The organism is Streptomyces sp. 8N114, assembly GCF_052245835.1.
Classification (GTDB): domain Bacteria; phylum Actinomycetota; class Actinomycetes; order Streptomycetales; family Streptomycetaceae; genus Streptomyces.
This window is the reverse complement of the sequence record NZ_JBQQBT010000035.1, coordinates 37,769-51,912: the sequence shown is the minus strand read 5'-3', so window position 1 is coordinate 51,912 and position 14,144 is coordinate 37,769. Positions and strand designations below refer to the sequence as shown.

The following is a 14,144-nucleotide window of genomic DNA, read 5'->3' as shown; positions in this document are numbered from 1 at the left end:
TTTTTTCGGGGGGGTGGTTCTGGGTGCCATGGGGGCACCCGGACCCGCGCCGTTGTGCGCCGCACCTCTCTACACTGGACTGCGTGGCTACCACCGACTGGCAGAGCGACCTTCGGGCGCGCGGATACCGGCTCACTCCGCAGCGCCAGCTCGTGCTGGAGGCCGTGGACAAGCTGGAGCACTCCACGCCCGACGACATCCTCGCCGAGGTCCGCCGCACGGCCGGCAGCGTCAACATCTCGACGGTCTACCGCACGCTGGAGCTCCTGGAGGAGCTGGGACTGGTCTCCCATGCGCACCTCGGGCACGGCGCGCCCACCTACCATCTGGCCGACCGGCACCACCACATGCACCTGGTCTGCCGGGACTGCACCGATGTGATCGAGGCCGAGCTGTCCGTCGCCGAGCCCTTCACAGCGGCCCTGCGGAAGCGCTTCGGCTTCGAGACGGACATGAAGCACTTCGCGATCTTCGGCCAGTGCGCGAAGTGCATCGCGAAAGCCGGCGACGACGGCGACAGCGACGGTGACAACGACGCTGCGGCCGATGCGGGCGGCAAGCCGGAGAGCCGCTCCTAGCCCGTCGTGGCCGTCGTGGCCCGTCGTAGGCTGGGCGTATGTCCTCCAGCAGTTCGAGCAACAGCGCCGCCGCTCCCGCCCCCAGCCCCCTGCTGGCCCTCCCCGGCGCGGTAGCGGCCGAAGCCCCCGACGAGGGCGTCGCGGCCCACTACGGCGACCTGTTCAAGGAACAGCGCGCCCTCGCCGACGGCACCGGTTTCGTGGACCTCTCGCACCGCGGTGTGGTCACCGTCTCCGGTGAGGACCGGCTCCCCTGGCTGCATCTGCTGCTCACCCAGCACGTGGAGCAGCTCCCGGCAGGCCAGGCCACCGAGGCGCTGATCCTCTCCGCCAACGGGCACATCGAACAGGCGCTTCAGCTCGTGGACGACGGGACGACGGTGTGGATGCACACCGAACCCGGCAAGCAGGGCGAGCTGATCGCCTACCTGGAGAGCATGCGGTTCTTCTACCGCGTCGAGATCGCCGACCGGACACCGGACGTCGCCGTCGTCCATCTGCCGGCAGGCTCCATCGCCGATGTGCCGGGCAGCGTCCTGGCCGTACGGGAGACCTCGTACGGGCGCGATCTGTTCCTGCCGCGCGGCGAGCTGGCGGACTTTGCCGCAGCGCACGGGCCGGCCGTCGGGGTGCTGGCCTACGAGGCGCTGCGGGTCGAGGAGCGGCGGCCGCGCCTCGGGATGGAGACCGACCACCGGACCATCCCGCACGAGGTGGGCTGGATCGGCTCGGCCGTACACCTGGAGAAGGGGTGCTACCGCGGGCAGGAGACCGTGGCCCGTGTCCACAACCTGGGGAAGCCGCCGCGACGGCTGGTCTTTCTGCACCTCGACGGGAGCGAGGTGCGGCTGCCGGTGCACGGCGACGCGGTGCGGCTCGCCGCCGACGGCCTGGAGGGGCGGCAGCTCGGGTTCGTCACCACCTCCGCGCGCCACCACGAGCTGGGACCGATCGCGCTGGCGCTGGTGAAGCGGAACGTCGATCCTGCCGCGGCGCTGATCGTCGGGCCCGACGCCACCGCCGCGGCACAGGAAATTGTCGTCACCCCCTGAGCCGGTGACGTCTCCTGCTAAGGGGCCCTCATACGTCCAGCAGCACCGTGAAGGGGCCGTCGTTCGTCAAGGACACCTTCATCGCGGCGCCGAAGACGCCGGTGGCGACGGTGGCGCCCAGCGCCCGTAGCTGGGCGACCACCTCGTCGACCAAGGGTTCGGCGACATCGCCGGGCGCCGCCCCGTTCCACGTGGGCCGCCGCCCCTTGCGCGCGTCACCGTAGAGAGTGAACTGACTGATCACCAGCAGCGGCGCTCCGATGTCCGAACACGACTTCTCCTCATGCAGGATGCGCACGGACCACAGCTTCCGTGCGAGCTGTGCCGCCTTCTCCTTCGTGTCGTCGTGCGTGACTCCGACCAGCACGCACAGGCCCTCGCCGACTATCTGACCAACGGTTTTACCGTCCACGGTGACGCTCGCGCCGTCCACTCTCTGCACCACTGCTCGCATGCCGCCATGATGCCGTGCCGCCGTCCGGCGGGTCGGGCAGCCGCCGCCCCGGGGTGAGGAGCGCTGCGAGCAAGGGCACAGAATGGCACGATGCGCACACGCGGTGCGTTCAGCAGGTACCGCGCAATGGGGATGAGGGGACACAAGCCCATGAGCACTACCGGAGCGGGCCGGTCCCGGACGCCGCGACAGTCCGGGGCCCTGGAGGCGCTGCGTGAGCCGGAGCAGCCGGAGCTGCACACGCTCTGCCTGCACGAGCTGCGAGCCCTGCGAGGCTCGGCACAACAGGACGAGGCGGATCTGAGCTATGTGCGCAGACTGCTCCAGGGGCGTATCGACATCCTCCGCGCCGAGCTGGCCCGACGCAGCTCCGCGGGCTCACCGCTGCTGGATCTGCTGCCGCAGATCCTCGCCGACGGCCCGCCCAGCCACCGCTCCTCGGCCCGGCATGTGACGCTCGCCGCACCGCGCAGCGAGGAGTACCGCGCCCTGGCCGAGGAGATGCTGGCCGAGGTGGAGCTGAGCGACCTTCAGGCCCGTACGGACGGTGAGCTGCACGACGCGATGGCCCGGCTCGTCCGCTACGAGCAACAGGTCTCGCGCCGCCGCCAGTCGCTCCAACGCACCGCCGACGAGTGCAGTACGGAGATCGCCCGACGGTATCGGGAGGGCGAGGCGCAGGTGGACGACCTGCTGCCGTAGCCGGGACCGTGCGGGAGGGGTGTCCCTTCTGCGGTACCGGGGGTCCGGTTACCGTGAAGGGTCGCACAACCGACTGCCCCGCATGCCGCCGTACGGCGTACACCATTTGGAAGGTCCCGAGATGCCCGAGATATCCCCCGTGCTCGCCGAGGTCGTCAGGTCCGGCTTCACCGAGGGACGGCACCGGGGCTCGCTGGTGGTGCTGGCAGCCGACGGGAGCGTCACGTTCGCGCTGGGCGACCCGGAGGCGCCGGTCTTCCCCCGCTCCGTGAACAAGCCGTTCCAGGCCGCCGCCGTGCTGAGCTCCGGACTGGAGCTGTCCGGTGAGCGGCTGGCGCTGGCCGCGGCGAGCCACTCCGGGGAGGGGTTCCAGCTCGACCTGGTCCGTACGATGCTCGCCGAGCAGGGGCTGGCCGAGTCGGATCTGCAGTGCCCCGCCTCCCTCCCGCTGGACGAGGAGGAGGCCGAGGCGTTCCTGGCGGCCGGCTCAGCGCGTACGCCGCTGGCCATGGACTGCTCCGGCAAGCACGCCGCGATGCTCGCCGCCTGCCGGACCAACGGCTGGCCGGTGGACAGCTATCTGGACCCGGACCACCCGCTGCAGAAGCTGGTCCGCGAAACGCTGGAGGAGGCCACCGGCGACCCGGTGGCGCACACCGGTGTGGACGGCTGCGGCGCCCCGCTGATGGCCGTCTCGCTGACCGGGCTGGCGCGCGGCTTCCGTGCGTTGGCGCTGGCCTCCGCGCAGACGCCTCAGGGACGGGTCGCCGAGGCGATGCGCACCCACCCCGAATACGTGGGCGGCACCCGGCGGCACGACACCTGGCTGATGCGGGAACTGCCCGGCGCCGTCAGCAAGATGGGCGCCGAGGCCGTACAGGGCTTCGCGCTGCCGGACGGCCGCGCTCTCGCCCTCAAGGTGGAGGACGGCGCGGCCCGGGCGCTGGGCCCCGTGCTGGCGCGGGCACTCTCCCTCCATCTGGGAGTGAGCTCGTCGGTGCTGGAGCGGATCGCGACGGCTCCGATACTGGGCGGCGGCGTGCGGGTCGGCGAGGTCCGCGCGGCGTTCTGAGGGCGGTCCGCGCGGCTGCCGGACGGTGGAAATCCGGGTGCGGCTCCGGGGGCGCGTGCCTAGCGTGAACGCATGGCGAACCCTGTCGAGCGCATGGCGAACCCCGTCGAGATCCGTACCCTGACCAGTTCCGACGAGTTTCCGGAGTGGCTCCGCGCCGTCTCCACCGGTTTCTTCCGCGGCCCCACCGTCGGTGAAAAAGAGGTCGCGGCCCGCGCGCTGGGCACGGAACTCGACCGTATCCAGGGCGCCTACGACGGCGGACGGTGCGTGGGCACGTTCCGCACACTGCGGCAGTCGTTGACCGTCCCGGGAGGCGCGGTGCTGCCCGCCTGCGCGGTCTCCGGTGTCACCGTCTCGCCCACGCACCGGCGGCGCGGGCTGCTGAGCAGGATGATGGCGAACGCGCTGGGCGCGGCCAAGGAGCGCGGCGAGGTGTGCGCGAGCCTGATCGCGGCCGAGTACCCGATCTACGGGCGGTACGGCTTCGGCCCCGCGACCTGGACCACCGAGTGGGAGGTCCTCATCGCCCGTACGGGCCTGGACCGGCGCTACGCGGGCCCGGCCGACCTGGGGGACGGCGGACGGGTGGATCTGGTGGACGCCGCCGAGTTCCGGGCGCAGATGCCGGCCGTCCACGAGCGGTTCCGTACCGGGGCGCAGCGGCAGGGCGCCATCGACCGCGACGGGAAGTGGTGGCGGACCGCGACCGGCGACCTGCGCTTCCCGGACGACGGCTTCACCCCCGCCTTCCACGCCGTCTACCGCGACGCCGACGGGCAGCCGCAGGGCGGGGTGACCTACACCTCCGACGACGTATGGCAGGCAAAGCAGCCCGAGCAGACCGTGACGGTTCGGGACCTGTTCGCCACGACGGCCGCAGGCGAGGCGGCGCTGTGGAGGTTCGTCCTGGCGATGGACTGGGTGCTCCGGGTACGGACAGGCTGTCGCGCCCCGGACGACGTACTGCCGCTGCTGCTGCCGGACCCGCGTGCCGCGCGCACCGTCACACACGCCGACTGGCTGTGGATCCGGCCGCTGGACGTGCCCCGCATGCTGGCGGCCCGCAGCTACGCGGTCGAGGGCTCGCTGGTGCTGGAGGTGCGGGACAAGGACGGCTACGCGGGCGGGCGCTTCAAGCTGGAGGCGGCCGGGCCGGAGGGCGGGGCCCAGTGCGCGGCCACCCGGGAGGACCCGGAGCTGTCGCTGGACGTCGCCGAGTTGGGCGCCCTCTTCCTGGGCGACGAGTCGGCCGTGCGGCTGGCGGCACTGGGACGGCTTGCCGAGCACCGGGAGGGGGCGGCGGAGCGGGCGGAGGTGCTGTTCCGTACGGCCAGGCGGCCGTGGTGCCAGGACGTGTTCTAGGAGACAGGCCCCCGGAGTTCGGGGGAGTGCCGTCGTCAAGCCGCCTTCCCCATTGGCGTGGGTTGATGGGAGGGGAAGGCGGCATGACAGCGGCCCCCGGTCGGGGCGAGCGCCCGTGCGCTCAGGGCGCCCCGTGCGGTCAGGGATGGAGCAGCAGGGTGGCGAGCACGAGGGCTCCCGCGGTGCTGCATCCGGTGTGCCGGGCCTTGAGGCCGATGCTCAGCAGCAGGAAGCCCACGAGGCCCAGGACCCCGTAGCGCACCTGGACGAGCTGTTCGAAGGCGACGACGGCGATGGCTACGGCGAGCGCGAAGAGTGGCATGGCGGTCCCTCCTTCTCAGGCACGAGAGGAACGGCTGTGCTGGGAGTGCGGGTTCGCCCATGGGACGTCGGACGGGCGGATGGCTCAAGGCCGACCAGAAGCGGGATGGCACTGTGCAACTGTGGAACCGTTGGACTGGTTGGCGAGGTTGTCTGCCAGGTAGGAAAGTTGGCGACCAACTCGCTTACTACATTCCCACTTGTCCACCATCTGAAAACGTATGGCAGACAACTAACGCCGAGTGACCGGAAGTTGTATGGTCATCGCGTGACCAGGAAGCCGACCTCCGCAAGCGGCCACCGCCCGCGCGATGTGGTCGCCGACACTCTCCGTGAACGGATCCGGACCGGAGAGCTCCGGCCCGGCACCCGCCTTCCCACCCAACGGGAGCTGGAAGCCGAGTTCTCCGTAGGCCGCAGCGCCGTACGGGAGGCCCTGGCCGCCCTCACCCAGGAGGGCCTGCTGGAGAACGTGGGCCGAGGAGCCTCACCGACCGTAGCCGAGCCCACGCATCACGCGGACGCCCCGCGCAGTGCCGGAGTGGAGCTGACGGACCGCCTCCACGAGGCATTTCAGGCCGAGGATGTGACCATCGACGCGTTCTCCCTTACCACCGAGACCCTCAACAACGCCCTGGCCTGGCCCATCCGCCAGGTCATGGACCGGCAGCTCACCCCCCGCTCGGTCACCGCGCGCGTGCTCATCCCCAGCCTCGAGGCCCGGCTGGCCCTCCCCCGCCTCATAGACGACCCCGAGAACCCCAAGCCCCGCGAACGGCTGCACCAGATACAGACCACCTACGTCAACGCCCTCAGCAACTCCCTGGGCTCGCTCTCCCAGTTCAACACCGAGGTGACGCTGACCGTCCGCGCCGTTCCGCTCACCCCCACCCACAAGCTCTACCTGCTCAACGGCGACGAGGCCCTCATCGGCTACTACCAGGTCGTCAAGAACGAGGAGGCCGCCTTCGAAGGCGAACAACTGGCCCTCTACGACGTACTCGGCCTCACGGCCAAGCTCTTCCGCTCCAACCGGGGGCCGGAGGCACGGGACGAGCAGGAGGTCAGCTTCGTGGAGGAGTCGCAGGAGTTCTTCGACTCCCTGTGGACCACCATCGCCGCTCCCTTCCGCTGACAGACGATGGCTGCTCCCTTCGGTGACCTTCGGTGACCTTCGGTGACAGACCATGGCCGCTTCCTTCGGGTGACAGACCTTCGGGTGACGGGCGAGGGAGCCGCGAGATGGGGAAAAGAAGAGCCCGGTAAAGTTCCGGCACCCCGGTGATCCCCGTGGCCCGGCCCCATCGCCCCTGAGGACAGCGCCGATGACCTCACCCGCCCTGCAACAGGCCGAAGCGATCGGCGCCGTGGACGGACCGCTGGCGGGCTACCACCGCGAGTGGTACGTCGTCCGGCCACAGGGCGAACTGACCCGGCTGGGACGGGTCAAGATCGGTGAACCCCGGGCGGGGGCCCTGTGGTTCGACCGGCGGTACTTCGCCTCCGAGGACGAACTGCTGCTGGAGCTCGCCCGGCTCGGCGTACCGCGCGTGCCGCCCGTCCACCGGGTCCGCTCGACCGGGACCGTCTTCCACGGGTTCATCGAGGGCCGGACCCTCGCGGCGCTCTCCCCGGGGGGTCATCCCGTGGAGCCCGCCCAGCTGCGGCAGATCATGGAACGGTTCGCCTCGCTGTGCCGGCTGCGGCCCGGCGACGTACGTGCCTGTCCGCTGGGCTCTGACGACGGTGACAGCAGCGACAGCTCCGGCTTCTTGCGCGGGCTGCTGGAATTCACCCGCGAGCGCGCCTACCACGCACGCCTGCCGCGCTTCGGCCCGCTCTTCCAGCGGCTCGGTGTGCCGCGCGACGCGCTGGGACCCCGCTCCAGGCTGGCGACCGAGGCCGCGCGACAGACCGACCGGCCAGTATGTCTACTGCACGGGGATCTGCACCGGGCCAACTTCATCGTCGACCCGGCAGGCGCGCTGTGGACCATCGACTGGGAGCTGGCCTCGTTCGGCGACCCGCTGTACGACCTGGCCACACATCTGTACCTGATGGACTACCCGGCCCGGCAGCGCACCGAAGTCGTCGAGGGGTGGCGGCGGACCGTCACCCCGCTGCTGCCCGGAGCCGACGCCGGGCTGGCGGAGGATCTGCCGCGCTACCTCGACTACAAGCGGGCCCAGTCCGTCTTCACCGACGTGGTCCGGCAGGCCGTCGTGGTCGCCGACGCCGTGGGCTCACCTGCCTTCGCCGACCTGCTGGGGCAGGTGGCCAAGCTCGTGCACGACGTACTCGTACGGGGCGCCGAGCCCCTTGAGCTGGCCGACGTGCCGAGCCCGGGCGCCGTCGAGCTGGCGTACGCCGAGTTCTGCACGGGGTCGAACGGACCGCTGCCCGCGCGCGGGTGAGCCTGCAACAATCGCTGCCCGACGTGCGACCCACGACGGGGCGACGGGGGACAGAGGATGGTGGCGGCAGTGGAGCATGCGATCAGCTCGGCGCGGTGCGTGATATTCGACTTCGACGGCCCGCTGTGCCACCTCTTCGCCCGGCGCACCGCCGCCTCGGTCGCGCGGCGGCTGCGCGAGACGTACGCCGACCGGCCCGACAGCTCCGCCGGAACATGGCCCGAGACCACCGACCCGCTGCGGCTGCTGACCGCCGCTTTCGACGACGTGACGCTGCTACCGCAGGAGCGCGTGCGAGAGATGGAGCGGTCCTTGTCGAGCGAGGAGGTCGCGGCGGCGAAGGTGGCCTTCCCCACCGGGTACGCGGACACCCTCGTACGCACACTGTGCGCTACGGGCCGCACGGTGGCCGTCGCCACCGACAACTCCGCCGAAGCAGTGGAGCATTACCTCGCCGGCCGCTCCCTGCTGGAAGCCTTCGGAGGGCGCGTGTGCGGCCGGGTCAGCGACGGCACCGCGCCGCTCCGGCTGAAGCCCGACCCGGACTGCGTACTGCGCGCCCTGGAGTCGACGGGTGCCGACGCCGCCGAGTCGCTGATGCTCGGGGACTCCGCACGCGATGTCGCCGCCGCGCGGGCCGCCGGGGTCGGCTTCGTGGGCTACGCCCGTAACGAGCGCAAGGAGCGGGAGCTGCGGGAAGCCGGCGCCGAGTGGGTCGTCCCCTCCCTCCGCGATGTACTCCTGACGGTCGACCCGCTGGCCCATGCGTGAGGGGGGCTGGGGCGAAACCCTTCGTGGCCCGCGATGATCCGTACGCTGGCCCCATGAGCGACGCACCCACCCCCGCGAGCGACGAGCCCGCCCACGACCCCGAGGTCCTCGAACTGGCGCAGAAGGTCTTCGACCTGGCGCGGCACGGCGACACCGACACCGTCGCCGCCTACGTCAAGGCGGGCGTCCCCGCGAACCTGAGCAACGACAAGGGCGACACCCTCCTGATGCTGGCCGCCTACCACGGCCACCCGGAGACGGTCCGCGCCCTCCTCGCCCAGGGTGCCGACCCGAACCGCACCAACGACCGGGGGCAGTCCCCGATCGCCGGTGCGGTCTTCAAGGGTGAGGACGAGGTGGTGCGGGTCCTCGTCGAGGCAGGCGCCGACCCGCACGCCGGGACGCCGTCCGCCGTGGAGACGGCCCGCATGTTCGAGAAGCGGGAACTGCTGGACCTCTTCGGCGAGCAGTAGGCCCGCGCGGGCGGCTTGCTCCCCGTGCGCCGCCCGCAGGCGCTCAGTGGTGCCCGCCGCCGTGTCCGCCCCCGGGGCCGTGGTCGAACTTCAGTACCTCGCCCGGCATGACGGCGAACGGTCGCATCATGCCCATGTCCTCGTGTTCCAGCAGATGGCAGTGGTACATGAAGCGGCCGTGTGCGCCGTCGAAGCGACCGAGAACGTTGACCATCTGGCCCGCAGGCACCTGGAAAACGTCCTTCCAGCCGGCCTCGTTCGGCGCGACCGGCACGGAAGCGCCCGGCGCGAAGGTGACCGGTCGGCCCTCGCTCGTACCTCCGAGTGCTCGGTCGAAGCCCGAGACGTCGAAGCCGTCGCGGGAGAGGATCTGGAAGTCCGCCAGATGGATGTGCATGGGATGGGTGGGACCGCCGAGGTTGAGGAAGCTCCACTGCTCGTAGTCGTCGTGCGCCACCTTGAAGCCCAGCGTGTCGTCGAATGTCCGGGCGATCCGCCGGTACGTCCGCAGCTTGCCGTCCCTCCCCCGCACCTGGATGACGCCGTCCGCCCGCGGGACCGCGCGGTGGCCGACCTCCTCGGTGATGTCGGCCATCTCCCAGATCTCCGGGTGCCCGCCGCCGCCCACGGTTCCGGGCGGGGTGAGCACGACGAGGCGGTGGTGGTGCGGAATGTCATGGGTGAGCTTCTGGAACGAGGCGGAGAGCGTCGCAGGCAGCACGAACGGGTCCTCGACCGGCTCGGCGCCCACCCGGAACTCCATGACGTGTGGATACGGGATGTTCCGCGCCGGGTCGGGCACGCCGAAGCCGGTCGCACCCACGTTGACCAGGCGCAGCTTCCTGCCCCGTAGCGCACGGAAGTCGACCAGCAGATCGAACCGTTCGGCCGGCGCGGCCGACAGCACCCGGCGCCGCGCGGGGTCGGGATCATCGGTGAAGCCGAGATCCACCGGGCGCGGCAGCAGACCGCCGTCGCTGCCGATCTGCTTGACCGTGCCGTCGGGCACCGGAACGCCCTCCTCGTCCACGAACGCGAGCTCGTAGGTGCGCGCGTTGGACGCGTTCAGCAGCCGGAAGCGGTACCAGCGCGGCTCCACCTCCATGTACGGCCAGATGGTGCCGTTGACCGTGGTGTACGGGCCGGTGAACGGGAGGGTGACGTCCTTGCCCGTCTCCGGGTTCGGGCCGAGGCTGAGCACCTTGTGCAGGAGGCGGCCGTTGAGCGGGCCCTCGTCGCCCGCACCGCCTGTGCCCTCCGCCTCGTCCCGGTCGAGGTTGCGGTCGGCCAGGATCAGCGGCAGCTCGTACGGCGCACGGGGCAGCCGCAGCGCGTCCTCCTCCGCGTCGCGGATCAGATACGTGCCGACCAGTCCGGCGTAGACGTTCCACCGGGTGATGTTCATCCCGTGGTCGTGGTACCACCACTGGGTCGCCGGGTGGTCGTTCGGATACTCGCAAAGCTGCGCGTCCCCGTGGCCGACCGCGTTCTCCGCCCAGCCGTCGTTGCCGCCGCCGGTGACCGCGCCGTGCAGATGGGTCACGATCCAGCCGGGCAGCGCCGCCACATCCGGGTCCGGCTTGACCCCGTCCCGGCCCGGGTGGTTGCTGTTGGGATCGGTCGGCTCGCCGCGCGGGACGGCGACGGCTGTGACGGGGAACGGCCCGGTCAGCCGGTTCGTCCACGCCACCCGGATGCGCCGGCCGCGCCGTACCTCGAACGTGGGCCCGGGGAAGTGACCGTTGTACGCCCACACCCGGGTGGGCGGCAGCTCGGAGTGCAGCCGCGTCCAGGTCTCGGTCAGCTCGATCTCGACCTGGCTGCCGCGCGGGTCGCTCGTCGGCTCGGGGCGCAGGGTGGGCGGTACGCGGAGCGGGTCGATGTAGGGCGTCAGCTCCCCGGGCGTGGGTGCGGGTGCGGACGTGGGTGCGGGCGCTGAGGTGGGTGCGGGGGCGGGCGTGTATGCGGGTACGGGTGCGGGTGTTGCCTCCCCGTTCCCGTTGCCGTTTCCGTTGCCACGCCCGTCCGCGTCCCGTACGTGCTCGATCTTCTCGATGGAATCGATGGAGTCGATGGAGTCGATGGAGTCGATGGAGTCGGTCACCGTGTTGTCCCCCCGTTGGGCTGTTGCTACGGGGGGCGGGACGTGACGTGACCGCGCCTGGGTTGCCGTATCGCGGATTGAGCGGTCGATCCACGCCGACTGTCGAACAGGTGGGGGAGGCTTGTCGTAGCCGTCGGACGCATTCCCGTCTGGTCGCGCAACCCGGACGCGCGGGCTCAGCCTCCTACGGGCCGGGCTTGCGGGCCTCGATGAGGAAGCGTGCCGAGTGCGCGACGAACGGGCCCTCCGTCTCGATCCGGTCGTGCAACTCCCGCATCCGGTCGCGGTACCGCTCCACGGTGAAGTCCGGGACCATCCACACGACCTTGCGCAGGAAGTAGACGACCGCGCCGATGTCGAAGAACTCCATCCGGAGCCGCTCGGACCGCAGGTCCACCACCTCCAGCCCCGCCCCCTCGGCCGCCGCCCGCTCGTCCTCGGGCCGCCGATGCCGCCGGGCCTCAGGTTGAGGGCCGAGGAAGTACTCCACCAGCTCGAACACCGACGCCGGACCCACATGCTGGGCGAGACAACTGCCGCCCGGCTCCAGCACCCGGGCGATCTCCGACCACCAGGCCCGCACCGGGTGACGGCTGACCACCAGGTCGAACGCGCCGTCGCCGAACGGCAGTGGCGGTTCGTCCGGGTCGGCGACGACCACCACCCCGCGCGGCCGCAGCAGCGCGGTCGCCTTGGCGACGTTCGGCGGCCATGACTCGGTGGCGGCCATGGTGGGCGGCAGCTTCTCCGCCTCCGCGAGCACCTCGCCGCCGCCGGTCTGGATGTCCAGCGCCGCGGAGGCCGCGCCGAGCCGGGCACTCATCAGCCGCTGGTACCCCCACGAGGGGCGCTCCTCCGTCGCCCGCCCCTCCAGCCAGGAGAAGTCCCAACCCTCCACGGACACGGCAGCGGCCTCCGCCACCAAGTCATCGAACGATCGCGCCATACCCCCATCGTCACGCCCCCGCACCGCCCGGACCAACCGGTTTGTCCCGCGCAGCCACAACCCAGCCGCAGCCTGCGGACGTCGGGCAGGGGCACCCCCTCGCCAGCCGAAGGCTCACTCAGCGTGCAGCCAGAAGCCGGACCGCGTCAGCCACAGCTCCAGCAACTCCGCGTCGCCGAAAACCTCGACGGCTCCCTCCGCGCGCGGCGGACGCCCGTAGGTCCGCAGCAGCAGGTCGGTGAGAGGGCCGCGCAGCGCGACGGCGGCCTTCTCGTGTCCGTGACGCCATACGGGGGTCTCCCCGCTCAGATCGACCAGCCACTCACCCCGCGCCGAGTCGCCCGCTCCGCCCGAGACATCCGTCGCATGCAGATGCACCGTGCGGCCGGGGCCCAGCAGCGGGGGTCCGCCGGGTGGGGTGTCCGTCGCCTCCGGCAGCACCCCGTACTCCATCCACTCGTCCAGCGCGTCCAGCGCCACCTCCTCCGCCACCTCGTACCGGGCGCCTCCGCCGACCGCGAACGCCACATCTGCTCTGTGCACCACCGTCTCGTGCGTCATCCGGCGGGCCCAGAACGCCGATGTGGCATAGGGCTCCGGCGCCGGCGACCACACCTTGGCGTCGGGCCCCGCCTCGCGCAGTGTGCGCGCCAGCCGCTCGGCGCCGTCGATGAGCCACTCGCCGAGTTCGGCGACGGCCCGGCCGTCCGTTGCTGTCTCGTCCGGCTGCTCCGGGGTTGCGTTGACCTCCTCGTCGGAGACAGGCTCCTGCGCGCGGGTCCGCACGGTCAGCTCCGCCCACCGGTGTGCCGCGCCCAAGTGCCGCACCAGCTGTCCGAGGGTCCAGCCGGGGCAGGTGATCGCGGGGACCCGGAGGTCGGCGCCCACCAAGTGCTCTCTCAACTTCGCGGCCTGAGCCGGGATTTCCGCGCAGAACTGCTCGTGTATCAAGCTGGTCATGACGTCACCATACTGAGCCGGACCACCTCTCCCAGCTCCAGCGCGACATAGAGGTCGCCGTCCGGGCCGACGGTGAGGCCGTGCGGCTCCGAGCCCGGGGTGGGCAGCGGGTGCTCCACGATGTGGCCGGACGGGGCGCGGGCTGCCACGCGGTTGGCCGCCCACTCGGTGACCCAGCAGGTGCCGTCCGGGCCGACGGTCACCGCGTGCGGCCTGGACTCGCGGTCGGGCAGCGGGAATTCGTCGATGCTGCCGTCCGTACCGATCCGGCCCAGCTGACCGGCACCGATCTCCACGAACCACAGCTCCCGCGTACCGCAGGCGATTCCCACCGGTGCGGCACCCTTGGTGGGCAGCTCGTACAGGGTGACGCTGCCGTCGAGCGCGATACGGGCGATCGCGTCCGCCTGGTTGAGCGTGCACCACAGCGCACCGTCCGGCCCTGCCACCAGTGCGGAGGGAAAGCACCCGCTGGCCGGGAGGGGGAACTCGGTGACCTCTCCATGGGTGGTGATGCGGCCGATGCGGTGGGCGCTCGTCTCCGTGAACCAGAGCGCGCCGTCCCCGCCCACCGCGATGCCGTACGGGGCGCACTCCGGTGTCGGCAGCGGGAAGGACTCGGCCTGCCCGTCCACCGTGATCCGGCCGATGCGGTGGTCCTTGGTGCGGGTGAACCACAGGGCGCCGTCGGGGCCCGGCGTGATCACTGTCGGACCGCAGTCGGCGGCGCCGAGCGGGAACGTCGTCGCCCGGCCCTCCGGGGTGACGCGGGCGACGGCGCCCGTACCCACGAGCGTGACCCACAGCGCCCCGTCGGGACCGGTGACGACGTCGTAGGGAGCCGCTTCGGAACCGAAGACCGCCGTGGTGGTCACGGCCACCGCCGGCGCGGGTTCGGCAACCGGCCCCTCGGGAGCGGCAGGTGGGGTGGG

Annotated in this window: 15 protein-coding genes; 9 read left to right on the top strand and 6 right to left on the bottom strand. The window is 71.5% G+C overall.

Translation table 11 applies throughout. From position 1 onward, the window contains the following. The first annotated feature begins 83 nt into the window (after positions 1 to 83). Together ACTWQF_RS34800 and ygfZ are read left to right on the top strand one after the other, a co-directional pair. Positions 84 to 578 carry a Fur family transcriptional regulator gene (locus ACTWQF_RS34800; protein ID WP_443283758.1) on the top strand — a complete coding sequence of 165 codons (495 nt, stop codon included), beginning with the start codon at positions 84 to 86 and terminating at the stop codon, positions 576 to 578. Positions 579 to 616: 38 nt separating this feature from the next. After that, entirely contained in the window at positions 617 to 1,630 is a 1,014-nt protein-coding gene (gene ygfZ, locus ACTWQF_RS34795; RefSeq protein ID WP_443283757.1) for a CAF17-like 4Fe-4S cluster assembly/insertion protein YgfZ, read from the top strand. A gap of 28 nt (positions 1,631 to 1,658) precedes the next feature. On the opposite strand, the gene dtd is transcribed toward ygfZ, so the two are convergent. Next, on the bottom strand, positions 1,659 to 2,084 hold the full coding sequence (gene dtd, locus ACTWQF_RS34790) for a D-aminoacyl-tRNA deacylase (protein ID WP_443283756.1): 426 nt from the start codon (positions 2,082 to 2,084) through the stop codon (positions 1,659 to 1,661). Between the two features lie 150 nt (positions 2,085 to 2,234). Here dtd and ACTWQF_RS34785 point away from each other — a divergent pair, with 150 nt between their 5' ends. The 3 genes from ACTWQF_RS34785 (at position 2,235) to ACTWQF_RS34775 (ending at position 5,223) form a co-directional block, all read left to right on the top strand. Further along, complete coding sequence (locus ACTWQF_RS34785) at positions 2,235 to 2,786, top strand: RsiG family protein (RefSeq protein WP_443283755.1); 552 nt, start codon at positions 2,235 to 2,237, stop codon at positions 2,784 to 2,786. A 121-nt stretch (positions 2,787 to 2,907) separates the two neighbouring features. Further along, positions 2,908 to 3,858: an asparaginase gene (locus tag ACTWQF_RS34780; RefSeq protein ID WP_443283754.1), complete on the top strand. Its 951-nt coding sequence runs from the start codon at positions 2,908 to 2,910 to the stop codon at positions 3,856 to 3,858. A gap of 72 nt (positions 3,859 to 3,930) precedes the next feature. Then, complete coding sequence (locus ACTWQF_RS34775; RefSeq protein WP_443283753.1) at positions 3,931 to 5,223, top strand: GNAT family N-acetyltransferase; 1,293 nt, start codon at positions 3,931 to 3,933, stop codon at positions 5,221 to 5,223. 139 nt (positions 5,224 to 5,362) lie between these two features. Here ACTWQF_RS34775 and ACTWQF_RS34770 read toward each other — a convergent pair whose 3' ends face one another. Then, positions 5,363 to 5,545, bottom strand: coding sequence for a hypothetical protein (locus ACTWQF_RS34770; RefSeq protein ID WP_443246289.1), 183 nt, complete (start codon positions 5,543 to 5,545; stop codon positions 5,363 to 5,365). Positions 5,546 to 5,812: 267 nt separating this feature from the next. On the opposite strand from ACTWQF_RS34770, the gene ACTWQF_RS34765 reads away from it, so the two are divergent. The 4 genes from ACTWQF_RS34765 (at position 5,813) to ACTWQF_RS34750 (ending at position 9,202) form a co-directional block, all read left to right on the top strand. Continuing rightward, positions 5,813 to 6,679: a winged helix-turn-helix domain-containing protein gene (locus tag ACTWQF_RS34765; protein ID WP_443283752.1), complete on the top strand. Its 867-nt coding sequence runs from the start codon at positions 5,813 to 5,815 to the stop codon at positions 6,677 to 6,679. A gap of 190 nt (positions 6,680 to 6,869) precedes the next feature. Then, positions 6,870 to 7,958 carry a phosphotransferase gene (locus ACTWQF_RS34760; protein WP_443283751.1) on the top strand — a complete coding sequence of 363 codons (1,089 nt, stop codon included), beginning with the start codon at positions 6,870 to 6,872 and terminating at the stop codon, positions 7,956 to 7,958. A 69-nt stretch (positions 7,959 to 8,027) separates the two neighbouring features. Continuing rightward, positions 8,028 to 8,729, top strand: coding sequence for an HAD family hydrolase (locus ACTWQF_RS34755; protein WP_443283750.1), 702 nt, complete (start codon positions 8,028 to 8,030; stop codon positions 8,727 to 8,729). Positions 8,730 to 8,782: 53 nt separating this feature from the next. Next, the gene (locus ACTWQF_RS34750; protein ID WP_443283749.1) at positions 8,783 to 9,202 is read left to right on the top strand and encodes an ankyrin repeat domain-containing protein; all 420 of its coding nucleotides are present in this window, start codon (positions 8,783 to 8,785) and stop codon (positions 9,200 to 9,202) included. A gap of 43 nt (positions 9,203 to 9,245) precedes the next feature. Here ACTWQF_RS34750 and phsA read toward each other — a convergent pair whose 3' ends face one another. The 4 genes from phsA to ACTWQF_RS34730 form a co-directional block, all read right to left on the bottom strand. Further along, complete coding sequence (gene phsA, locus ACTWQF_RS34745) at positions 9,246 to 11,096, bottom strand: O-aminophenol oxidase PhsA (RefSeq protein ID WP_443283762.1); 1,851 nt, start codon at positions 11,094 to 11,096, stop codon at positions 9,246 to 9,248. 394 nt (positions 11,097 to 11,490) lie between these two features. After that, positions 11,491 to 12,252 carry a class I SAM-dependent methyltransferase gene (locus ACTWQF_RS34740; RefSeq protein WP_443283748.1) on the bottom strand — a complete coding sequence of 254 codons (762 nt, stop codon included), beginning with the start codon at positions 12,250 to 12,252 and terminating at the stop codon, positions 11,491 to 11,493. 114 nt (positions 12,253 to 12,366) lie between these two features. Continuing rightward, entirely contained in the window at positions 12,367 to 13,212 is an 846-nt protein-coding gene (locus ACTWQF_RS34735) for a maleylpyruvate isomerase N-terminal domain-containing protein (RefSeq protein ID WP_443283747.1), read from the bottom strand. Beyond that, positions 13,209 to 14,093 (bottom strand): virginiamycin B lyase family protein, encoded by an 885-nt coding sequence (locus tag ACTWQF_RS34730; RefSeq protein ID WP_443283761.1) that lies wholly within the window; start codon positions 14,091 to 14,093, stop codon positions 13,209 to 13,211. The genes ACTWQF_RS34735 and ACTWQF_RS34730 overlap by 4 nt, the downstream gene beginning before the upstream one ends. Positions 14,094 to 14,144 lie beyond the last annotated feature (51 nt).

Coding starts and splice junctions, on each gene's coding strand:
- ygfZ (WP_443283757.1), top strand. CDS start 617: ATGTCCTCCAGCAGTTCGAGCAACAGCGCCGCCGCTCCCGCCCCCAGC.
- dtd (WP_443283756.1), bottom strand. CDS start 2,084: ATGCGAGCAGTGGTGCAGAGAGTGGACGGCGCGAGCGTCACCGTGGAC.
- ACTWQF_RS34785 (WP_443283755.1), top strand. CDS start 2,235: ATGAGCACTACCGGAGCGGGCCGGTCCCGGACGCCGCGACAGTCCGGG.
- ACTWQF_RS34780 (WP_443283754.1), top strand. CDS start 2,908: ATGCCCGAGATATCCCCCGTGCTCGCCGAGGTCGTCAGGTCCGGCTTC.
- ACTWQF_RS34775 (WP_443283753.1), top strand. CDS start 3,931: ATGGCGAACCCTGTCGAGCGCATGGCGAACCCCGTCGAGATCCGTACC.
- ACTWQF_RS34770 (WP_443246289.1), bottom strand. CDS start 5,545: ATGCCACTCTTCGCGCTCGCCGTAGCCATCGCCGTCGTCGCCTTCGAA.
- ACTWQF_RS34760 (WP_443283751.1), top strand. CDS start 6,870: ATGACCTCACCCGCCCTGCAACAGGCCGAAGCGATCGGCGCCGTGGAC.
- ACTWQF_RS34750 (WP_443283749.1), top strand. CDS start 8,783: ATGAGCGACGCACCCACCCCCGCGAGCGACGAGCCCGCCCACGACCCC.
- ACTWQF_RS34740 (WP_443283748.1), bottom strand. CDS start 12,252: ATGGCGCGATCGTTCGATGACTTGGTGGCGGAGGCCGCTGCCGTGTCC.
- ACTWQF_RS34735 (WP_443283747.1), bottom strand. CDS start 13,212: ATGACCAGCTTGATACACGAGCAGTTCTGCGCGGAAATCCCGGCTCAG.